The 21,033-nt window shown below is 71.0% G+C and carries 20 protein-coding genes; 9 read left to right on the top strand and 11 right to left on the bottom strand.

Going from position 1 to position 21,033, the window contains the following annotated elements; all coding sequences use genetic code 11:
• Positions 1-5 precede the first annotated feature (5 nt).
• Genes ACOCEP_RS22555 through ACOCEP_RS22540 form a run of 4 tightly spaced genes read right to left on the bottom strand, consistent with a single transcriptional unit; the run spans position 6 to position 2,239 of the window.
• A complete protein-coding gene (locus ACOCEP_RS22555; RefSeq protein ID WP_482330982.1) occupies positions 6-758 on the bottom strand; it encodes an ESX secretion-associated protein EspG in 753 nt (250 codons plus the stop codon).
• The gene (locus tag ACOCEP_RS22550; RefSeq protein WP_482330981.1) at positions 755-1,333 is read right to left on the bottom strand and encodes a PPE domain-containing protein; all 579 of its coding nucleotides are present in this window, start codon (positions 1,331-1,333) and stop codon (positions 755-757) included. The genes ACOCEP_RS22555 and ACOCEP_RS22550 overlap by 4 nt, the downstream gene beginning before the upstream one ends.
• A gap of 11 nt (positions 1,334-1,344) precedes the next feature.
• Positions 1,345-1,926, bottom strand: a complete 582-nt coding sequence (locus ACOCEP_RS22545; protein WP_482330980.1) for a DUF3558 domain-containing protein — start codon at positions 1,924-1,926, stop codon at positions 1,345-1,347.
• On the bottom strand, positions 1,886-2,239 hold the full coding sequence (locus tag ACOCEP_RS22540; RefSeq protein WP_482330979.1) for a hypothetical protein: 354 nt from the start codon (positions 2,237-2,239) through the stop codon (positions 1,886-1,888). Before ACOCEP_RS22540 ends, ACOCEP_RS22545 begins: the two co-directional genes overlap by 41 nt.
• A 271-nt stretch (positions 2,240-2,510) precedes the next feature.
• Here ACOCEP_RS22540 and ACOCEP_RS22535 point away from each other — a divergent pair, with 271 nt between their 5' ends.
• From ACOCEP_RS22535 to ACOCEP_RS22525, 3 genes are read left to right on the top strand one after another with little or no spacing between them, the layout of a single operon-like run.
• A complete protein-coding gene (locus tag ACOCEP_RS22535; RefSeq protein WP_482330978.1) occupies positions 2,511-3,587 on the top strand; it encodes an AAA family ATPase in 1,077 nt (358 codons plus the stop codon).
• Between the two features lie 19 nt (positions 3,588-3,606).
• The gene (locus tag ACOCEP_RS22530) at positions 3,607-4,881 is read left to right on the top strand and encodes a DUF58 domain-containing protein (protein ID WP_482330977.1); all 1,275 of its coding nucleotides are present in this window, start codon (positions 3,607-3,609) and stop codon (positions 4,879-4,881) included.
• Positions 4,878-7,406: a transglutaminase TgpA family protein gene (locus tag ACOCEP_RS22525; RefSeq protein ID WP_482330975.1), complete on the top strand. Its 2,529-nt coding sequence runs from the start codon at positions 4,878-4,880 to the stop codon at positions 7,404-7,406. The genes ACOCEP_RS22530 and ACOCEP_RS22525 overlap by 4 nt, the downstream gene beginning before the upstream one ends.
• Positions 7,407-7,582: 176 nt before the next feature.
• On the opposite strand, the gene ACOCEP_RS22520 is transcribed toward ACOCEP_RS22525, so the two are convergent.
• From ACOCEP_RS22520 to ACOCEP_RS22510, 3 genes are all read right to left on the bottom strand, one after another.
• A complete protein-coding gene (locus ACOCEP_RS22520; RefSeq protein ID WP_482330974.1) occupies positions 7,583-7,996 on the bottom strand; it encodes a DUF3040 domain-containing protein in 414 nt (137 codons plus the stop codon).
• 197 nt (positions 7,997-8,193) lie between these two features.
• Positions 8,194-9,411 carry a DNA polymerase IV gene (dinB, locus tag ACOCEP_RS22515; protein ID WP_482339792.1) on the bottom strand — a complete coding sequence of 406 codons (1,218 nt, stop codon included), beginning with the start codon at positions 9,409-9,411 and terminating at the stop codon, positions 8,194-8,196.
• Between the two features lie 156 nt (positions 9,412-9,567).
• The gene (locus ACOCEP_RS22510) at positions 9,568-10,302 is read right to left on the bottom strand and encodes a methyltransferase domain-containing protein (RefSeq protein ID WP_482330973.1); all 735 of its coding nucleotides are present in this window, start codon (positions 10,300-10,302) and stop codon (positions 9,568-9,570) included.
• 109 nt (positions 10,303-10,411) lie between these two features.
• On the opposite strand from ACOCEP_RS22510, the gene ACOCEP_RS22505 reads away from it, so the two are divergent.
• The 5 genes from ACOCEP_RS22505 to ACOCEP_RS22485 all read left to right on the top strand — a co-directional run bounded on the left by ACOCEP_RS22505 (position 10,412) and on the right by ACOCEP_RS22485 (position 15,425).
• On the top strand, positions 10,412-11,269 hold the full coding sequence (locus ACOCEP_RS22505) for a ParA family protein (RefSeq protein WP_482330972.1): 858 nt from the start codon (positions 10,412-10,414) through the stop codon (positions 11,267-11,269).
• A gap of 6 nt (positions 11,270-11,275) precedes the next feature.
• Positions 11,276-12,079 (top strand): DNA-formamidopyrimidine glycosylase family protein, encoded by an 804-nt coding sequence (locus ACOCEP_RS22500; protein WP_482330970.1) that lies wholly within the window; start codon positions 11,276-11,278, stop codon positions 12,077-12,079.
• Between the two features lie 126 nt (positions 12,080-12,205).
• Positions 12,206-13,255, top strand: coding sequence for an adenosine deaminase (gene add, locus ACOCEP_RS22495; RefSeq protein ID WP_482330969.1), 1,050 nt, complete (start codon positions 12,206-12,208; stop codon positions 13,253-13,255).
• Positions 13,256-13,611: 356 nt separating this feature from the next.
• Positions 13,612-14,175 (top strand): GNAT family N-acetyltransferase, encoded by a 564-nt coding sequence (locus ACOCEP_RS22490; RefSeq protein WP_482330968.1) that lies wholly within the window; start codon positions 13,612-13,614, stop codon positions 14,173-14,175.
• Positions 14,176-14,375: 200 nt separating this feature from the next.
• On the top strand, positions 14,376-15,425 hold the full coding sequence (locus ACOCEP_RS22485) for a quinone-dependent dihydroorotate dehydrogenase (protein ID WP_482330967.1): 1,050 nt from the start codon (positions 14,376-14,378) through the stop codon (positions 15,423-15,425).
• On the opposite strand, the gene ACOCEP_RS22480 is transcribed toward ACOCEP_RS22485, so the two are convergent.
• The 4 genes from ACOCEP_RS22480 to ACOCEP_RS22465 form a co-directional block, all read right to left on the bottom strand.
• Positions 15,385-16,983 carry an amidase family protein gene (locus tag ACOCEP_RS22480; protein ID WP_482330965.1) on the bottom strand — a complete coding sequence of 533 codons (1,599 nt, stop codon included), beginning with the start codon at positions 16,981-16,983 and terminating at the stop codon, positions 15,385-15,387. The genes ACOCEP_RS22485 and ACOCEP_RS22480 overlap by 41 nt on opposite strands.
• Positions 16,984-17,370: 387 nt before the next feature.
• Positions 17,371-18,345: a phage shock envelope stress response protein PspM gene (gene pspM, locus ACOCEP_RS22475; protein ID WP_482330964.1), complete on the bottom strand. Its 975-nt coding sequence runs from the start codon at positions 18,343-18,345 to the stop codon at positions 17,371-17,373.
• A 74-nt stretch (positions 18,346-18,419) separates the two neighbouring features.
• On the bottom strand, positions 18,420-19,265 hold the full coding sequence (locus ACOCEP_RS22470) for a PspA/IM30 family protein (RefSeq protein WP_126737591.1): 846 nt from the start codon (positions 19,263-19,265) through the stop codon (positions 18,420-18,422).
• A 194-nt stretch (positions 19,266-19,459) separates the two neighbouring features.
• Entirely contained in the window at positions 19,460-20,341 is an 882-nt protein-coding gene (locus tag ACOCEP_RS22465; RefSeq protein WP_482330963.1) for an RNA polymerase sigma-70 factor, read from the bottom strand.
• A gap of 167 nt (positions 20,342-20,508) precedes the next feature.
• On the opposite strand from ACOCEP_RS22465, the gene ACOCEP_RS22460 reads away from it, so the two are divergent.
• Complete coding sequence (locus ACOCEP_RS22460) at positions 20,509-20,985, top strand: carboxymuconolactone decarboxylase family protein (protein ID WP_482330961.1); 477 nt, start codon at positions 20,509-20,511, stop codon at positions 20,983-20,985.
• Positions 20,986-21,033: the final 48 nt, after the last annotated feature.

Below are 21,033 nucleotides of genomic sequence, written 5' to 3'. Positions count from 1 at the left end.
ACAACCTAGCGGTCCTCGTCCAGCAATGAAGCCAGCCGCGCGGCCAGCCGGGGACCGTCCACAGGGGACACGTTCACCCAAGCCTGCCCGCCACGGCCTTCGGTCCGCGCGGCGCAGTACGCGCCGACGTCGGTGTCGAACCAGGTCAACCCGCCGGCCCGGTGCGCCCGGCCGTCGCGGTCGCGGGTCCGCACGGTGAACTGGCCCGCGCTGTAGACGGGCCGTGCCTGGATCGCGAGCACCTCGCGCAGCTGACTGTCCGAAGCCGACGACCGCCCGCCGTCGCCGAACACCGGATCCTCCAGGTCGCCGCCGAACCGCGCCGCGGGGAGGCTTACCCCGTAGCCGGGGCCGGGCCGGAGTTCGGGCAGGACGTCGACGATCGCGGCGAACACTTCGCCGTCGGTGATCCCGGACAGCGCGATGGTCTGTTCCGGCTGGGTGGCCAGCACGCCGTGCCGTCCACGCGCGGCCGCGACCGCCCGGAACGGCGTCTGGGCCGTCATGTCGGCCAGCGCCTCGCATTCGACGTAGACCTCGGCGCGCGCGAGCAGGTCCAGGCGCGCTTCGAGGGCGGCGTCGAGCCGGTCCCCGTCGTAAAGGCCCCGTTCGGCGAGGTTGTCGTAGACCGCGCCGCGGATCTCGGCGCGTTCCGCTTCCGTGACGCCGACACTGCGGACGGACAGCGGCCAAGGCGGGGCCGCGTGCCCCAGATCGGACCAGAGGACGTCGAACGCCGACGCGGAAACGCGGATCAAGACCGCCCCAGCTCGGGCGGCTTCCCGAAGGAGACCTGCGGGGTCAGCGAACGCAGGGAGGCATCCCGGGTGTTCATGACGTCGACGGCCTTGCGTCGCGCCTCCTCGGCCTCGGCGTGCCTGGCCTCCATCTCGTCGGCGAGCGCGGCGAGGAGCGCGAGGTTCCCGCCGGCCGCGGCGCCGCGGATCATCGAGCCGGGGTCGTAGTCCACCGGCGGGGGCATGTCGGCACGGGCCCGCGCGGCCGCTTCGGCCTGCCCGGAGACGGCCTGTCCGAGCGCGGAAGAGATGTCCGCCGACCAGGTCAGCCAGCCGGACGCGGTGGCCAGCACGCCGCGGAGCGCGTCGCCCGCTTCGCCACGCCAGTTCTCTTCGCTGCTGCCGACCAGCCCGGCCAGCTCGGACGTCGCGTCGTGCATGCGCCGCGCGAGCGCGTCCCAGGCGGCGCCGATCCCGCCGGCGGCCTCGGGATCGTTGCCCGCTTCGACCTCGGCGGCCAGCGCTTCGTGGCTGTACGCCTCGTACCGCGTGGCCGCGACCGGCACCTCGCGGCGCGGCGTCTCTCCTTCAGGCACGGCACCTTCTCCTAAGGCAGTTGGGGTTCGGCCAGTCCCGCCACCTTCACCGCGCGCTCGCAGGCGAGCGGGGTGTCGGTGAAGTTCGTGTTGCTCACGTCGATCTGGACGCTCGCCTTCTCCCCCATGCCGAGCAGGATCGCGCAGGTCCCGTCCGCGGCCTTCTTGTCCGCGACCTTGAGCGCGTCCCGGGCGCCGACCTTCGTCTTGGTGGCGGTCTTGCGCGCGACCTCGAGATCGGCCAGGCCGTTCTTCTCGTCGATGGTGATCGTGACGCCGAAGGTCGCGGGCACCGTCCAGTCGCAGGCGCGGGCGCCGTTGATCTCCTTCGCGACGCCGAGCACGGTGATCCCGGCCGACGACCGGTCCTGCGGGCCGAGCAGCGCGCACGGATCCACGCCGCGATCCCGCACGGGCGCCGAAGACGAAGGCGCTGGAGCCGGGCCATCGCCGGCTGCCGGAACCCGCGCCTGACCCGCGGCCCCTTGCCCGCAAGCGGACACCGCCAGCAGGACGAAGACGCCGAGCGCGACCAGGCGTGAGCTCAGGGGTTCAGCCGCCGACACAGTCCACGTCCGCCGCCGCTTGTTCATCCTGTCGGGTGTACTTCGCCAGCGCCTTCTCGATCCGGTTCTTGAGCGCTTCGAGCTCCTTGCCGAACGCGGTGAGCGCCTCGACCGCGGAGCCTTCGGCGCCGATCCCGTACTGCGCCATGAACCTGCCGACCTCGTCCGCGTATCCCCCGCCGAGGGGAACCGTGCGGCCGAGCACCTTCGCTTCGCGGACCATCTGGCCGACCACGTCTTGCAGGGCGGAGATCTTCACGTGGGCGTCGGCGGCCAGCTCCGGCGCGACCGCGAACCCGCTCAGGTCGAACCGGGGCTTGGCGGTGCTCACCTCGCTCATAAGCGATTACGCCTCTCCGTAGTCGAGCGACCTCGCACCGGAGCATACGACAAAACAAGGTGTCAGCGGGAGCACCCGAAAACGCGCTTACCTCACTCGATCGAGGTAAGGTCTCTGGTTGCACAGAGTCATCGACTGGGGTTGGCGGGGTTCCCCCCACGAGTTCGCCCGAGTTTGACACACTTCGTGGGAGGCTGACCGCTGCCCGGGGGACTGAACGGTCCGGCAGAGGACCCAGCGGAAATCCAGCCACGCGGCATCAGGAGGTCGAGTGACGTCGAGAATCCAGTCTGCGACGCCCGGCGAACACCAGGGCGAGCAGGCAACCGGGCAAGCGCCGTACCCCACGGACGCCGGCTCGGTCAGCGGTCGGCAGAACGGCCGTGACGCCCGAGCGTCGCTGGACGAACTGCACGAGACCGCGCGGCGGATCGCCGCCAACGTGGAGCGGGTACTGGTCGGCAAACCCGACGTCATCCGCATCGCGCTCGTGACCCTGCTCGCCGAAGGCCACCTCCTCGTCGAAGACGTCCCCGGGGTCGGCAAGACCTCGCTGGCGAAGGCGCTGGCCCGCTCGATCGACTGCACCGTCAGCCGGATCCAGTTCACCCCCGACCTGCTGCCCAGCGACGTCACCGGGGTGTCCATCTACAACCGGCAGAGCGGCGAGTTCGAGTTCCGGCCCGGCCCGGTGTTCGCGAACATCGTGGTCGGCGACGAGATCAACCGCGCTTCGCCGAAGACGCAGTCGGCCCTGCTCGAATGCATGGAAGAGCACCAGGTCACCGTCGACACCTCGACCTACCACCTCGAAGAGCCGTTTATGGTGATCGCCACCCAGAACCCCATCGAGATGGAGGGCACCTACGCGCTGCCCGAGGCCCAGCGGGACCGGTTCACCGCGCGGGTGTCCATCGGCTACCCCGACCAGCAGGCCGAACTGGCCATGGTCGACGAGCACGCCGGGCACAACCCGCTGGCCGATCTCGAGCCGGTCTCCGACCGTGAGTCGGTCCAGCGGCTGATCGAGACGGTGCGCTCGGTGCACATGTCGCCGGAGATCCGCCGGTACGCCGTCGACCTGGTGGCCGCGACCCGCCAGGTGCCGGAGATCCGTCTCGGCGCCTCGCCGCGGGCGACCCTGCAGCTGGTCCGCGCGGCCCGCGCGCAGGCCGCGCTCTCGGGCCGTGAGTTCGTCGTCCCGGACGACCTGCACACGGTCGCGGTCCCGGTGCTGGCCCACCGCATGGTGCTCACCACCGAGGCGCACGCCGCCCGCCGTTCGGCCACCGACGTGGTCCGCGCGATCCTGCACCGCGTCCCCGTTCCGCAGGGCTCGAACCGCTGAGTAGAAGGAAAACGGAGCCATGCTGCGTGCTCTGTCCGGCCTGACCACACGCGGCCGCTGCCTCCTCGCCGCCGGCGTGGCCGCGGCGGCCTGCTCGTTCGTGCTCAACGAACGGGATCTGCTGCGGGTCGCGGTGTTCGTGATCGCGCTGCCGCTGCTGGTCGCCTTCTTCATCTCGGCGACCCGGCTGCGGCTGGGCGCCGCCCGCTCGCTGCGCCCGGAGCGGGTCGCGGTCGGTTCGCCGGGCGAGGTCCAGCTCGAACTCTGGCGCGACGGCAGGCTCCCGGCGGGCGAGGTGCTGCTCGAAGACGGCGTGCCGTACGCGCTGGGCTCGCGGCCGCGGTTCGTCGTCGAACGCCTTCCCCACGACCGCCGGGTCGCGCTGCGCTACCCGCTGCAGCCGGTGCTGCGCGGGGTTCAGCAGGTCGGCCCGCTGCGGGCGACGATCACCGACCCGTTCGGGCTGTGCGAGTTCGAACGTGAGCTGATCGGGCATTCGCGGCTGGTCGTCGTGCCGAAGGTGGTCGGCCTGTGGGGGCTGCCCAGCGGCGCCGGGATCGGTGCCGGCGACGACGGCAGCATCCGCCTGCACGCCGGGCAGGGTGAATCGGACGTGATCGTCCGGCAGTACCGGCAGGGCGACGACCTGCGGAAGGTCCATTGGCGTTCGACCGCCCGCCGCGACGAGATCATGGTCCGCGTCGAGGAACGTCCGTGGCGCGGCGGCACCACGGTGCTGCTGGACCACCGCGCGGCGGCGCACCACGGCACCGGCCCCGCGGCGAGCCTCGAATGGGCCGTCTCGTTCGCCGCTTCGGTGTCCCTGCACCTGCGCCGTTCCGGGCACCGGGTCCGGCTGATCACCGAACACGGCCAGACCCTGGCCGACACCCCCGGCGAGGGTGGTGAGCACTACGACAACGTCGTGCTCGACGTCCTCGCCGCGCTCCAGCCCGCGCACCAGCGCGACATCACCCTCGGCCACGACCCGGCCGAGGGACAGGAACTCATCGCGGTGCTCGGCACCGTCAGCAACGAATCCGTGCACGAGCTGTCCCGGTACCGCCCGCGCGGGATCCGGAGCCTCGCCGTGCTGCTCGACACCCCCGGCTGGTCGTCCGGCGTCAACCGCCCCGAAAACCGGGCCGCCGCCACCGAGGAATCGGTGGCACTGCTGCGAGCCGCGGGCTGGGGTGTCGTCGTCGCCGGTCCCGGATCGCCCATGCCGCAGGTCTGGGCCGAGCTCTGCCAGACGGCCACCCGCCGGGGCACGCTGATCGGAGGCGGCCTGTGACCGCGACCGCGCCGCCCCGGCCGCACACCCCCCAACCGCGTCCGGCGGCCCCGCCCCCGGTCTGGACGAGCAGTGTGCTCGCGCCGGTCGCCGCCGGGCTCGCCACGCTGTTCGCGTCCACCTCGCTCACCGGTGTCGTCTCCGGCTGGGCGTGGTTCGGCTACCTGCTGGTCGCCGTCGTGCTGATCGCCTCGACCGGGCTCGCCCTGCGCTCGCTGCGCGCGCCGACCATCGTCGTCGGCCTCGCCCAGCTGCTGGTGCTGCTGCTCCTGATCACCGGAGCGTTCACCACCAGCGGGATCCTGAAGATCTTCCCCGGCCCGGACGCGTTCGGGGAGCTGCGCGGGGTCCTCGCCGCGGCGGCCGAGCAGATCCGCGTCGGCCTGCCGCCGGTCGAGGGCACCCCGCCGATCCTCTGCCTGATCACCATCGCGATCGGCCTGGTCGCGGTCCTGGTCGACACGCTGGCCGTGGCCGCCGCCGCGCCCGCCGCGACCGGCCTGGTCCTGCTGTGCGTGTACGCCGTCCCGGCCGCGCTGGCCGAGGACATGCTGCCGTGGTGGACGTTCCTGCTCGGCGCGGCCGCGTTCGCCGCCCTGCTCGCCGTCGACGGCAACCACCGGCATCGCCGCTGGCGCAACCGGGACGCGCCCGGGCTGGGCAACTCGGCGAGCACGTTGTCGGCCCCCGTCGGCGTGGTCGCCGCCGCCATCGCGATGGGGCTGGTGATCGGCACCGCCGTGACCGGGGTCGGCACGGTCGGCAGCCTCCCCGGCGGCACCGGCTCGGGCCGGGGTGGCGCGGGCGGATTCGGCGTCGAGCCGTTCACGCAGCTGCGGGGCCTGCTGGACCAGGGCGAGAACGTCGAACTGTTCAAGGTCTACGGAATGGGTGCGGACAAACGCCTGATGCGCGCCTTCACCCTCGACACGTACACGCCGAACAAGGGCTGGGGGCTCGCCCAGAACGGCCGCGCCCAGCAGGGCGTGCAGGCCAACAAGGGCCTCCCGCCCGCCCCGGGCGACGACGGTTCCGGTCCCGGGCGGGAGATCCGGATCGAGCCGACGAACTGGGTCGACAACTGGCTGCCCGTCTACGGCGCGCCGAGGGCGCTCAGCGGACTGGCCGACAACTGGCTGTACGACCCGGTCGGCGGCGCCGTGTTCACCACGACCAAGCAGAACGCGCCCGCCTACACCGAGACCGCGTCCCTCCAGATCCCGACGAAGGACCAACTCCGGCGTGACGACGCCCGCCTGCCCGAAGTGCCGCCGCAGTTCACCCAGATCGACCGCGTCGATCCCCGCGTGGTCGCGAAGGCCAAGCAGCTGACGGACAACGAGACCAACAACTTCGACAAGGCGCAGGCGCTCTGGTCGTTCTTCACCGCGCAGAACGGCTTCGTCTACGACACCAAGACCGCGGACGCCACCGACTCCGACGCGCTCGCCGACTTCATCCTCAACGGCAAACGCGGGTTCTGCGAGCAGTACGCGTCGGCGATGGCCGTGATGCTGCGAGCGGTCGGCATCCCGTCGCGGGTCGCCATCGGCTTCGCCTCCGGGGTCCCGAAGGGCGACTACGTCTCGATCACCTCCGAGGACGCGCACGCGTGGGTCGAGGTCTACTTCCAGACGCAGGGCTGGGTCACCTTCGACCCGACCCCGCGGCTCGACGGCCGCGCGGTCGTCCCGCCGTACCTGCAGAACGACACCGGCAGCTCCACGGCCAACGACACCCAGGAAGTGCCGAGCGCGCCCGCGTCGAGCGCCCCCGCCACCGGCACGCCCCGCGAACCCGGCGCCGACCTCGGCGCGGACGGCGGCACGGGCCAGCTGGAGGAAGAGCCGCTGTGGCCCGCGATCCTCGCCGGGATCCTCGGTGGGCTGGCGGCCGCGCTGACCGTGGTGACGATCGTGCGGTCGCAGTTGAGATACCGGGCGCTGCTGCGCTCGTCACCCGCCCGGGCTCCCGCCCCGGACGTGCCTGCCCCGACACGGGAGGACGGCGGGTTCCTGGACAACCAGAACGTGACGAACTGGCTGCCGCTGATCGTGATCGGGCTGTGGGTGGCGGCGTTCGCGTTCCTGGCGGCGTGGGTGTCGTGGTGGTTCGCGCTGGCGCTGGTGCTCGTCCTCGGCGGGCTCGGCACGCCGACGGCGATCCGGGAGATCAAGCGGCGGCTGCGGCTGCAGAAGATCGCTTCCCGCTCCCCCGCCGCGGCCGACGCGGCGTGGCGGGAACTGATGGACGAATGCGCGGACCGCGGCCTGCCGCTTTCCGATGGCGACACGGTGCGCGTGGCGGGCCGGAAGGTCGTCGAGAAGCACCGGCTGGACGAGGAGGGCCGCACCGGCCTGCGGACGGTCATCGGTGTGGTGGAGCGGTCCTGGTACTCGGACCAGCCCGCGGACGATCAGACGCTGGGGCCGGCCTTCGACGAGGTTCGCAAGAGCCTGAAGCGCAACGCGCCGATGTCGTGGAAGGGCCGCCTGTTCCCGCGCTCACTGCGGCGGGGCAAGTAGGCGTCGCGGGTCGCGGCGGGGCGTTCGGTCCCGCCGCCCAAGTACGTGAAGGCCCCTTCACTGCGCTAGACGCAGTGAAGGGGGCCTTCACGTACTTACTGCGGGTTCCCCCACGCACGACAACGCGAACATGCCGGCAAGGCGTCGCCCTGCCGGCATGTTCGCGTGTGTGGGAGCTATTGCTCCTCGAAGCGCTGGCGGAAGCGCTCTTCCATGCGCTGGGTGAACGAGCTCCGGCGCGGGGACGCCTTGCCGCCACCTCCGCCGGCCCCCTGGCCGCCGCTGTCCTTGCCGCCTTCCGTTTCGGCTCCTTGCCGAATCGATGTGACGGCCATCATGACTCCGAAGAACATCACGAGGAACCCGAGCACGCTGATCACGGGGATCTCGGCGACCCGGATGTTGACCACCACGCCGAGCACCAACAGTGCGACGCCCACTACGAACAGGGCGATGCCCTGCAAACGCCGTCGGCGGGCGGGGCGGCGCAACCGGGTGCCTCGCACCGTGGATGCGAACTTGGGGTCCTCGGCATAGAGCTCGCGCTCGATCTGATCGAGCAGCCGCTGCTCATGCTCGGAGAGTGGCATCTTTCCTCCTCCGGCACAGCTGTCGCGGGCGCCGGGCCGCGCAACGTCATGGACCCAACAGACAACCCCAGGCGGGGTGTCTCTGTCCAGGATACGAGCCCCGCGCTCGTCCGACTACCCGATCCCGTATCCAGAAGGGATCGAATTGCCCGAAACCACCCGGCTCGGCTCTCTCGAAGACGGCCGAGCGGGCGAAGTCACTGGTCACGAGGGGTCAGCAGTGACGCGGGCCGCACCGCGGCGGCACCGAACTTCGACCTCGCGACGTCGGCGGCGACTTCCGCGTCCCGCCACCGGGGTTCGGGTGACGCGAAAAGCAGCTGCTCCCCGTCACTCTCCGTGTCCAATCCTTCGACTCTTACACCGATCAGGCGGATCGCGCCCGTCGGCGCGTGCTCGGTGAGGAGCTCGACGGCGGTGCGGTGGATGTCGCGGGCCACATCCACCGGAACGGCGGTCGTCCTGGCCCGGGTGATGGTCTTGAAGTCCGCGAACCGGACCTTGATCGACACCGTCCGCCCCCGCACCCCCCGGCGGCGCAGAGTGGCGGCGACACGTTCCGAGAGCCGGAGCAGTTCCAGCCCGAGCGCCGAGCGGTCGTGGAGATCCACGTCGAAGGTCACCTCGGCGCCGATCGACTTGTCGGGCGACTCCGGGATCACCTTGCGGTCGTCGTGCCCGTTCGCGAGCGCGTACAGATGCTCCCCCAGCGCCCGCCCGAGCGACCGCCTCAGCCTGGACAGCGGAGCGGCGGCGACGTCGGCGACGGTGTCGAGCCCCTGCTGCCGCAGCTGCTCCTCGGTGCGCTTGCCGACGCCCCACAGCGCCGACACCGGCAGCGGACGCAGGAACGCGAGCGTCTCGGCCGCGGGGACGACGACCATGCCGTCCGGTTTCGCCATCCCGGACGCCAGCTTCGCGACGAACTTGACCTTCGCGACACCGACCGAGCAGCTGATCCCGAAATCGGCGGCCACCCGCTCCCGGATCCGGGCGCCGAGCCGCGCCGGCGAGGAGCCCAGCCGCTTGAGCGCCCCGCTGACGTCCAGGAACGCCTCGTCCAGGCTCAGCGGCTCCACCAGCGGTGTGAGCTCGCGGAAGATCCCCATGACGCCGTTGGACACCTCGCCGTAGAGCCCCGGTGTCGGCGTGATGCAGATCAGCTGGGGGCAGAGCCGCTTGGCCGTCGAGAACGGCATGGCCGACCGGACGCCGAACTCGCGTGCCGCGTAGCTCGCCGCCGCGACGACGGACCTCGGCCCGCCGCCGGACACGACCACCGGCTTGCCCGCCAGCTCGGGGCGCGTGCGCAGCTCGCAGGACACGAAGAAGGCGTCCATGTCGACGTGCAGCAGGCCGCAGCCGGTGTCGTCGGGCCAGGTGGTGGCGCCGGTCGTCACGCGGTAGCGGGCCATCCCGCCGGGCAGTTCAGCGTTTCGTCCCACGCCCGGACGTTAGCCCGGACCACCGACAGTCTCGCTCCGCGAGTGTCATGAAAGGGTCGTTCAGGACATCTTTCGTCCTGAACGACCCTTTCATGACATCCGCACATCCACGAGGCGCGGCGGTGATCAGGCCGGCCGGTGCGCCAGGACGTGCAGCCTGCTGGCGACGTCCCGCAGCGGCGGAACCGACGCCGCCGCCAGCTCGAACTCCGCCAGATCCTCTTCCCGCACCCCGCCGGGCACGAAGTCCGCCACGACGCCGTCGCCCTGCAGCGAGGTCACTTCGAGCCCCACCTCGACCAGCTGGGCGCGCAGGGCCTCCGCGTCGAAGCGCCGCAGCACGGTCTCGCGGCCGCCGCCCAGGACACCGCTCTCGGCCGCGAGCAGCTCCCGCGCCTCGCCGAGCCGTCCGGCCAGCGCGCGTTGCAGGATCGCGGCGTGCCGGTTCGCGACCAGCACCGACACAGCCCCGCCCGGCCGCACCGCCGCGGCCAGCGCGGTGAGCACGAGCGCCGGATCGTCGACGACCTCGAGCAGCCCGTGCGCGAGCACGAGATCCGCCGAGCCCGCCGCGACGTGGGCGCCGAGCGCGTCGGAGTCGTCGGCGATCACCGTGATGCTGCCGGAGACGCCCTCCTCCTCGGCGCGGCGGCGCAGGGTCGCCAGCGCGTTGGGATTCGGTTCGACCACGGTCACCAGGCAACCGGCCGAAGCCAGCGGCACCGCCCAGCCGCCGCTGCCGCCGCCGACGTCGACGACGTGCGGCTGTTGTGCGCCTCGCGCCCGTGCGGCCCGGAGTTCTGCTTCGAGAACCCGGCGAACCGCCCCCGATCCCCGCGTGGCCACGGTGTCCGTCTTCATAAACGCACAGGGTAATGCCCGCCTTCGCCGGCCCGCCGGGTGTAGTCCGATGCGGTGTTCGACACCTTGCCAAGGAGCCACCCCGCCGACTGCCCGTAGGCTGTATCGAGTGCACACGGTCGCTGTTCTCAGCCTGAAGGGTGGCGTCGGCAAAACGACGGTCGCCCTCGGTGTCGCGTCCGCCGCGCTGCGTAGGGGCGCCCGGACTCTCGTGGCCGACCTCGACCCGCAAGGCAACGCCACCACCTCGCTGGACCCGCCCTTCACCGATCGCACGCTGGCCGACGTCCTGGAGACGCCGGTGCGTTCGGTACTCGAACGCGCGATCGCGCCCAGCGTGTGGAGCGACCAGATCGACGTCCTCGTCGGCGCCGAAGAGCTGGAGATGCTCAACGAACCCGACGCCGACAGCCGCCGCTTGGAGAACCTCTCCCGCGCGCTCGACGAGCTGCACACGAATCCGCTGCGCGAGGAGCCCTACGAACTGGTGATCCTCGACTGCCCGCCGTCGCTCGGCAGGCTGACCCGCTCCGCGCTGGTGGCCGCGGACAGCGCCCTGATCGTCACCGAGCCGACGATGTACGCCGTCTCCGGCGCCCGCCGCGCGCTCGACGCGATCGAGAAGATCCGCGAAGAGCAGAACCCGGGGCTACGGCCGATCGGCGTCGTGGTCAACAAGCTCCGCGTGCGCTCCTACGAGCATCAGTTCCGCGTGGCCGAGCTGCGGGAGAACTTCGGCCCGCTGGTGATGCCGACGGCCATCCCGGACCGGCTCGCCGTGCAGCAGGCCCAGGGCGCGTGCAGCCCGATCCACGAGTGGCACTCCCCCGGCGGGCAGGAGATCGCGCTCACCTTCAACATGGTGCTCGCGAAGGTCCTGCGGTCGAGCCGGGCCGGGCGGCATCGCGTCCGCGGCGAGGAAGAGCCGGAGACCCCCGCCAAGCTGAGCGACACCGGCACGGGCTGACGGCCGATGCCCGAAGGCGACACCGTCTTCCTCGCCGGCAAGGTCCTCGACAAGGCGTTGGCGGGCAAGACCTTGCTGCGAGGCGAGTTCCGGGTCCCCCAGCTGGCGACGACGGATCTCGCCGGACGGGACGTGCTCGGCGTCGGCACGGTCGGCAAGCATTTGCTGACCCGTCTCTCCGGCGATCTCACCCTCCACAGCCATCTGCGGATGGACGGCAAGTGGGACGTCTACCGGGCGGGCGCGCGCTGGCGGCATCCGGCGCATCAGGCGCGGGTCGTCCTGGCCACCGAGGAGCTGCAGGCGATCGGCTTCCGCGTGCACGACCTCGAACTCGTGCCCACGGACGAGGAAGACCGGCTGATCGGCCACCTCGGCCCGGACCTGCTCGATCCACAGTGGACGGACGAGCTGGCGGAGCGGGCGGCGGCCGCGCTGGCCGCGGACCCGGCCCGCGAACTCGGCGACGCCTTGCTGGATCAGCGGATCATGGCCGGGATCGGCAACATGTACAAGGTCGAGATGTGCTTCCTGCTCGGTGTCACACCGTGGACTCCGGTGTCCGAAGTGGACACAGCGAAGGCCGTCGCGCTCGGGCGGAAGCTGCTGAAGAGCAACGCGTGGCGCACCTCGCAGACCACCACCGGCGAGCTGCGGCGCGGCCGCGAGCACTGGGTCTACGAACGGACCAAACAGGGCTGCTTCCGGTGCGGCGGGCGGCTTCGTGTCGCACCGCAGGGCGCCGGGCACCAGGCTCGGCCGACCTGGTTCTGCCCGAAATGCCAGTCCGGGCCCGCCCCGAGCGGCTAAGCTGGCCTCGTGACGCTGTTCAAACTCCCGCTCTACGGGGCCGACACCGAACGCGGCGACCTCGCTCCCTGAGCCGCCCGCTCCCTCCGCACGTCACCTTTCTCTTCTCTCCCAGGGAGCTTTGTCATGCCCGGAATCCTCTCCGGCGCGGCGCTGCGCGCCTTCGTGCACGCCCTGCCCAAGGTCGAACTCCACGTCCACCTCGTCGGTTCGGCGAGCCTGCCCACGGTGCTGGAACTGGCCCGCGGCCGCCCGGCCGCGGGAGTGCCGACCGAGCCCTCGGCGCTCGCCGAGTTCTTCACCTTCCGCGATTTCCCCCATTTCCTCCGCAACTACCTGGCGGTGACGTCGCTCGTGCGCGACGCCCGCGACATCCACACCCTCGTCACCGGGCTGGCGGCCGACCTCGCCGCGCAGAACGCCCGCTACGCCGAAGTGACCGTGACGCCCTACAACCACCTCCTCGACGGCATGCCGGCCGACGATCTCCTCACCGGGCTCGCCACCGGACGGGCCGCGGCGCGGAGCGACCACGGGGTGGAACTGGCCTGGTGCTTCGACATTCCCGGCGAGAAGGGGGTCGTCGCCGGCCGCGAGACGGTCGTGTTCGCGCTCCGCGAACGCCCCGAGGGCCTGGTCTCCTTCGGGCTCGGCGGCCCCGAGGTCGGCGTCGGCCGCGCGCAGTTCGCCCCGTTCTTCACCGCGGCCAGGGAGGCGGGGCTGCACAGCGTCCCGCACGCGGGCGAGACCACCGGGCCGGCCACCGTCTGGTCGGCGGTGCACGATCTCGGCGCCGAGCGGATCGGGCACGGCGTCGGCGCGCACACCGACCCTGCGCTGCTGGAACACCTTGCGGTGCACCGGATCCCGCTGGAGGTCTGCCCGACCTCCAATGTGCGGACCGGGCAGTTCGCGTCGGTCGCGGCGCATCCCGTGCGACGGCTGCTCGATCACGGCGTGCTGGTCACGCTCAACACCGACGACCCGCCGATGTTCGGCGCCACCCTCGACGGCGAGTACGTGGCGGTGGCCGAAACCCTGGGCCTGACCGCGGCCGAAATCGCCCTGTTCGCGCAGAATGCCGTGGACGCCTCATTTCTGCCCTCGGCGGACAAGACGGCCCTGACGGCGGAGATCGAAGAAATCTTGTTGCAGGACCCCGAACTCCTCGCATAGTTTGGCGGTACACGAGAGAGGAGGTGGTCCAAAGTTGTATTCCAACAGGACTCGTGAGGTGGCTGTCCGCTAGCGGACCCCACGCGTAGGACTTCAGAGCAGCGATACAACGCAAGTTGGAGCCACCTTCGGCTCGTCGTCTCTGCTTCGCGTGATGCCTGACAGCGAATACCAGGCAGTCACCGGGCCCCCGAGGTTCCCGAGCACCGGTCCGGCTCGGGCCCGGCCGCCGATTCCGGCGTCCGGGAGCCGCCTCGGGGGTACCCCTGTTTCCGGGGTGTGCCGCCCGCCGCCCCGAAGGACCGTCCGCCGCGATTCCACGCCCAGGAACCTCGCCGACTCGATAGCCTGACGCCATGCTGAGGCCCGATTTCCCGATCATCACCCAGCGCCTGACCCTCCGTGCCTTCACCTCGGCGGATCTCGACGAACTCAACTCCTTCCAGTCCCGCGCCGACGTCGCCCGTTACCTCTACTGGGGCCCGCGCAGCCGGGCCGAATCCGCCGCCGCGCTCGCCAAACGAGTGCACAGCGGCACCCTGCCCAAGGAAGGCCAGTTCCTCGCGGTGGCCGCGGAACTGACCGAGACCGGGCAGCTCATCGGTGACCTGAACCTCGAATACCTCAGCAGTGAGCACCGCCAGGGCGAGATCGGGTTCGTCTTCCATCCCGATCACCACGGGAAGGGGCTCGCCGCGGAGGCCGCCGTCGAAGTCCTGCGGCTCGGGTTCGAAGAGCTCGGCCTGCACCGGATCATCGGCCGCTGTGACGGGCGCAACACCTCGTCGGCCGCCCTGATGGAACGGCTCGGCATGAAGAAGGAAGCACATCTGCGGCAGAACGAGCTCGTGAAGGGCGAGTGGTGTGACGAACTCGTCTTCGCGATGCTCGAAGACGAGTGGAAGACGAGCCGCGCGTGATCGAAGCCGGAACTCGGCCTCCGGCGTGTTACGCCTCCAATCACGTGTGTTACGCCTCCAATCACGCGAGCTCCGCTTCCACGCACGCGTGATACGCCTTCAGGCACCGCGAGACGTCCGTCTCGGCCCGGGAAAGCGTCGCCACGAGCGTAAGGCGAGCGGGATCATTCGGCACGTCGGCCACCAGGCATGATGGGGCCGTGCTCTTCGACAAGATCGTCCGCCCCGCGCTCTACCGGGTCTCCGGCAGCGACCCCGAAACCGTGCACGAACGCACCATCGGCTCGCTCGCCAGGCTGAGCCGGGTCTCCCCCGCGCTCGCCGCGCTCGGCCGCGTCTACCGGACGGACGATCCGGTCACCTTCCTCGGGCTCCGCTTCCCGAACCGGGTCGGCCTCGCCGCCGGGATGGACAAGAACGGCCGCGCCCTGCACGCCTGGCCCGCGCTCGGCTTCGGCTTCGTCGAGGTCGGCACGGTCACCCGGTATCCGCAGCCGGGCAACGACAAACCGCGCCTGTTCACCCTCGCCGAGACCGACGCGGTGATCAACCGGATGGGCTTCAACAACGAAGGCGCGGAAGCGCTCGCCGCCCGTCTCGCCGCGACCGGGAAGCCGCCGGTGCCCCTCGGCGTCAGCATCGGCAAGTCCAAGGTGACCCCGCTCGACGAGGCCGTCGAGGACTACCGGTTCTCGCTGCGGGCCTTGTCCCCGTACGCCGACTACTTCGCGATCAACGTCAGCTCCCCGAACACGCCGGGGCTGCGGGCGCTGCAGGACAAGTCCGCGCTGGCCGAACTGCTCGGCGAGCTGCGGAAGACCTCGGCCGAGCTCGCCGGGGACGCGAAACCGACGCCGGTACTGGTCAAGGTCGCCCCCGACCTCACCGACGAAGCGCTCGCGGAGCTGCTGGAGGTCTGCCTCGACCACGGTGTGGCCGGCCTGATCGCCACCAACACGACGCTGTCGCGCGAAGGGATCGCCCCGCCCGAGGCCGCCGTCGGCGAGCAGGCGGGCGGGTTGTCCGGCCGCCCGCTCACCGCGCGCTCGGTCGAGGTGGTGCGCTTCGTGCACGACGAGACCGGCGGCGAGCTGCCGATCATCGGCGTCGGCGGGATCTTCGACGCCGGCGCCGCCGCCCGGATGCTCGACGCCGGCGCCGGTCTGGTCCAGCTCTACACCGGTTTCGCCCTGCACGGCCCCGGTCTGGTCAAGCGGGTCGCCCGAGGTCTCGCGGCCCGGCCGTACTGACGAACCTCAGGTAGGCACGCCAGCACTGGTATCTCGTCAGCTCCGTCGCCGTCGCGGTGGCGGCCTGGTCGCACAGGACGGCCAACGGCGTTTCCCCGTTCTCCAGCCGGATGCGGCCCAGCACGAACGGCGCGGGCAGCGTGGCCGCGAAGGCACCGAGCGCGGCGGGCGAAAGCCGCCATCGTTCACCGGAAAGCATCGTGTGCTCGCCCGTGGCGCTCACCGGCACCACCCCCGGCTGGGGCGGATCGGTGGGCAGCAACAGCATCCGGTACCCCTCGCCGGTCTGGACCAGGCCGGTGAACCGGGCCCCCGCGGCGACCAGGTTCGCGTTCAACGGCTGGCCGCGCAGATGCGCGCCGAACACCACGAGATCCGCACCCGGTGCGGGATAAGGGAAATCGGCCTGCTCGTCGGTGAGCACGGCGGCCAGGTCGATGGCGACCTGGTCGTCGAACGGCCGCACCACCACCGAAACCCCGTACGGCCCCAGATCCGACGGCGACGAAGGCACCGTGACCGCGGCGAGGTCGAGCAGGTTGACGAACGCCGTGAACCGCTCCAGCCGTTTCGCGACACCGTCCGGATCGGACAGTGCCTCGGCGACCGTCGGGTGGTCCGCGACCGTCGGGAGCACGAGGGCGTCGTACTCGGACAGCATCCGGAGCGCGAGCATCCCGGCCTCGGCGACACGCTCCCTGTCGGCGGTGAAGCCGTCGTCGTGGATCAACCCGCCCACCCTCAGCAACGCCGAGACCTCCACGGTCTCCACCCGGGCGCCGGACGCCCGCAGCGCCGAAACCGCGCCGAGGAAGGCGGCCCGGGACTGCAGCGTGAGGCCGGTGAGCGTGTCGGAGCCCGGGATCGCCACCCTCGGCCGGTCGCCCGCGGAGAGCCGGACGTCCGGGGGCCAGTCACGGGAAAGCCCGTCGATCCCGTCGGGGCCGGTCATCAGTCCCAACGCGCGCTGCCCCAGCGTGAGGCTGCGGGCGAAGACGGCGATGCCGCCGCACGGCGCGGCGCCGGTCTTCGGCACGAGGCCCAGCGTCGGTTTCAAGCCGACGATCCCGTTGAGGGAAGCGGGAATCCGGCCCGCGCCCGCCGTATCCGTGCCGACCGCCAGATCGACGAGACCGAGCGCGACGGCGACGGCCGCGCCGCTGCTCGCGCTGCCGGAGACCCGTTCGGTGTTGAGCGCGGCGCTCACGGCGCCGTACGGGCCGCGGGTGTGGTCGAGGTCGCCGCCGAACCGGTCGGTGTTGGTCTTGCCGATCACGACCGCCCCGGCCGCGGTCAGCCGGGACACGGAGGTGGCGCCGGCGACGTCGATGACGTCGGCGACCGCCACCAGGGTCCCCGCGAGCGGCAGGTCCACGCCCGCGCGAAGACGTTCGTCGACCGACTTCGCGTCCACGAGGGCGTCTTCCACGGGGCGCAAGGTGATCCAGACGTCGGGCCGGTCGACCTCGACGATCCGGTCGTAGGCGGCTATGACGCGCTGATAGGAACTGGGAGGAGGAGCGGGGGTCGGTTCTGGTTCCGGGGGGAGCGTCGTCACTGGGCGTCCTTTCCTCGGTGGGGACGAGAAAGACCACTGCGCGAGATCCACTGTGTCCGGTCCGCCACCCTGGGACGCCCGCTCACGCGGGCTGGGTTCAGGCCCGAGCTGGGAAGAGCACTGCGTGCATGAAGGAAACGTTAGGCATCGCGGGTCGCCGTCACCAGCGGATTCGGGTTACGCGAGCGTTTCGGTACCACACAGTGAGCAGGTCGTTACGCAACGGAGTATTAGCGACGACGAATGAGACGATGGTCCAGGAAAGCGCCTGCTCAGAGCCTACCCGTTTCCGTAACTCGCGTGATCGAACACGTAACTCGCGTGATTAAAGCCGTAACTCGTGAGTTACGGCTCCAAGCACGCGAGTTACGCCTCTGATCACGCGAGTTACGAGAGTTCGCGCAGGGCCATGGCGAGGCCGGCGAGCTTGTCGGTCGCGTCGGAGAGCTGTTCCTTGGACGACGTCATGCCGTCGGAGCTCGCGGCGACGGTGTGCCCGGCGGCCGCGACGAGACCGCCGTAACCGTCGAGACCGTCGTCGAGCTGCTCGCGCAGTTGCTTGACGGCGGCGTCGAGGGCGCCGCGTTCCCGCTCCGGCGCGGCGTCACGTCCGCGTTCGATGGCCTGGATCCGGCCCGCCAGGCCGCGCAGCGCCTGCGCGGCCTCGGCGGCCGTGGTGCGAGCGTCCGCGACGGCGATCTCCGAGACCGGCATGGTGCCGAGCGACGTCGGCTGCGAAAGCTGGCGAAGCAGCTCCGTCAGCGAAGCCTCGCTCTCGGCGAGGCGCTCCATCGGCTCACGCGCGACGGACCGCGCCGGGGGCAGCGGCGGCGGAGCGGCGGGCGCCGCGGGCAGCACGGTGCGCTTGAGCTCCCGCAACCGCAGCCCCGACTTGACCCCGAAGGTGCCGAAGATGACGGCGAACGCGCCACCCGCGATGGCCTGGAGGACGTCGGCCTGACCGTCCTTCAACAGGCCGGTGCCCGCGACGACGGCGAACAGTCCACAAAGGAAGGTGAGCAGGATCCAGAACGTCAGCGCCCGCGAGGTGCGGCGCTTGCGGCGCTCCAGCTTGGCGGCGGGTTCGTTCCAGCGCGCCCATTTGGCCTTCGCGTCGGCGACGACCGGGATCTGGCCCGCGGCCATCGACGTCAGCTGCTGGGAGATCTTCGGCATGGCCGGCACCTGCGGGCGCGGCCGGGGCGGTGCCGGCTGAGCGGGCCGCGAAGACCCCTGCTCGGAGGGCGGGATGTAGCGCTGCAGCTTCTCCTGCGCGCGCTGGGCGTAGTCGGGCAGCTTCTCGATGTGCTTCTCAAGCTTGGCGGTGAACTCCCCGAAGTCCTTGCGCCTGCCCTGGCCCATTGCCCTCTCCCCTGTCTTCTGGTGAGACCGGTCCCGCACCCGCGCGGGGTGCGGGACCGGCTCCCGTTGATGTGTCAGGCGGGGTTCTTGCCCTGTTCGGCCTGAACCCGTGCCTGGATCTCACGCTGGATGTCCGCGGAGCTCGACCCCTTCGCCGGTGCGGCGGCGGTCTTGCCGTCGGTCACCTGAGCGACGGAGTCACCCTTCATGGACGCGCGGATCTGCTCCAGCCGCGAGTGCCCCGCGAGCTGCGTCGTGGAGGCCTGGACCTCCATCATCCGGCCCTGGACGGAGTTCTGTGCGAGTTCGGCCGAGCCCAGCGCGGTGGTGTAGCGCTTCTCGATCTTGTCGCGAACGTCTTCCAGCGACGGGGTGTTGCCCGGCGCGGCCAGCTGGCTCATCTGGTTCAGCGAAGCGGAGACCTGCTCCTGCATCTTCGCCTGCTCCAGCTGCGAGAGCAGCTTGGTGCGCTCGGCCAGCTTCTGCTGCAGCATGGTCGCGTTGCGCTCGACGGCCTTCTTCGCCTGCTCCGCCGCCTGAAGCGACTGGTCGTGCAGGGTCTTGAGGTCCTCGATGCTCTGCTCGGCGGTGACGAGCTGCGCGGCGAAGCTCTCCGCCGCGTTCTCGAACTCGGTCGCCTTCTGCTCGTCGCCCTTGGCGCGCGCCTCGTCGGCGAGCACCAGCGCCTGGCGGGTCGAAGCCTGCAGCTTCTCCACGTCGCCGAGCTGGCGGTTCAGCTTCATCTCCAGCTGACGCTGGTTACCGATCACCGAGGCGGCCTGCTGGGTCAGCGCCTGGTGGTTGCGCTGCGCCTCCTCGATGGCCTGCTGGATCTGTACCTTCGGGTCGGCGTGCTCGTCGATCTTCGACGAGAACGCCGCCATCATGTACTTCCAGAACTTCACGAACGGGTTGGCCATCTCCTCCGCCTGCCTTCTCGCATCCCACGGGCTGTTACCTCGAGGTGGGGCGTCCCCTCTGTGATGTTGCAACGTCCCGACCCCGGCGTTGAGTTCCATCGTGTCAGGTCGGCGTCCCGCGTTCCAGGCGACCCCGACGGAATTCAGGGATCCCCCTGACTGTGACGTCCACGACGTTTCGGGTTCACCCTCCGTCAGCGCCGCAGCGCGGTCTCCTCGCGCAGGCGTGACAACTTCTCGGGATTGCGCACGGCGTAGAGCCCCGTGATGAGCCCGTCCTCCACTCGCAGCGCGACGACGGTGTCGACCTCGGCACCGAGCCGGAGGATCAGCGCGGGATGCCCGTTGACCTGTGCCGTCCGCATCGTCGCCGCGTCATCACGCACCGGGCGGCTCGCGGCCAGCAGCGGCGCGACCGCCGCGGCGCCGACCACGGGCTCCAGCACGGCCTGCACCACTCCGCCTCCGTCGCCGAGGAAGACGACGTCCGGTGACAGGACGTCGAGCAGTCCTCGCAGGTCACCGGTCCGGATCGCGCGGTGGAACGCGTCGAGCACGTCCTTGGCCTCGTCCGGCGACGCGGGGCCACGTGGCCTCCGCGCGGCGACGTGCGTCCGTGCCCGGTGAGCGATCTGGTGGACCGCGGCCGGTGTCTTGCCGACGGCTTCGGCGATCTCCGCGTAGGGCACGTCGAACACCTCACGCAGCACGAACACCGCGCGTTCGGTCGGGGTGAGGGTCTCCAGCACCAGCAGCATGGCCATCGAGACGCTGTCGGCCAGTTCGACGTCGTCGGCCACGTCCGGGCTGGTGAGCAGGGGTTCGGGCAGCCACGGACCGACGTAGGACTCCTTGCGCCGGCCGAGCGTGCGCAGCCTGCCGAGCGCCTGCCGCGTGGTGATGCGGACCAGGTACGCCCTCGGGTTCTCCACGGTGCCGAGATCGACGCGCGACCAACGCAGCCAGGTCTCCTGGAGGACGTCTTCGGCGTCGGCGGCCGAGCCGAGCATCTCGTAGGAGACGGTGAACAGCAGGTTCCGGTGGGCGACGAACGCCTCCGTGGCGGCGTCGGACATGAGAGCTCCTGTTCTCCGCGAGGGTGTCCTCACCAGACGCCGCGTCCCCTCGATTTCTGACACGTCGCCGCCGTGACGCACGTCACGCCCTGGCGCTGTCAGCGGGGTCGTGCCGCCGGCATCTGGTGGTCGTCCGGTTCAGCACACGACCACGAGAGAGCGAGACCATGGATTCCCGTTTCGATCTGAACGGCAACGAACTCGGCGCCAAGCTCGGCAAACGCTTCGCAGGAGTCAGCGTGGCCATCAAGGACTCGACCCTGCCGAAGGTCACCCAGGAGCTGGTCTCCCTGCGGGCCAGTCAGCTCAACGGCTGCGGGTTCTGCGTCGACGCCCACGCCAAGGACCTGGCGGCCGCCGGGGAATCCGCGGTCCGCGTCAACCTGGTCGCCGCCTGGCGCGAGTCGACGGTGTTCACCGAGGCCGAGCAGGCCGCGCTGGCGCTCGCGGAGGAGGGCAGCCGGATCGCCGACGCGCACCAGGGCGTCTCCGACGAGACCTGGGCCCGGGTGCGGAAGCACTACGACGACGACCAGGTCGCCGCGCTGGTCTACCTGATCGCGATGATCAACGCCGCCAACCGGCTGCTCGTGATCACGCACACCAAGGGCGGCTCCTACCAGCCCGGCACGTTCGGCGACTGACGGCAAAGGCCCCAGGCGGTCCGCCTGGGGCCTTTGCCGTTCACAGCG

This window comes from Amycolatopsis sp. CA-211722 (assembly GCF_056828465.1).
The sequence above is the reverse complement of the archived record's forward strand: the minus strand, read 5'-3'. Positions and strand labels throughout refer to the sequence as shown.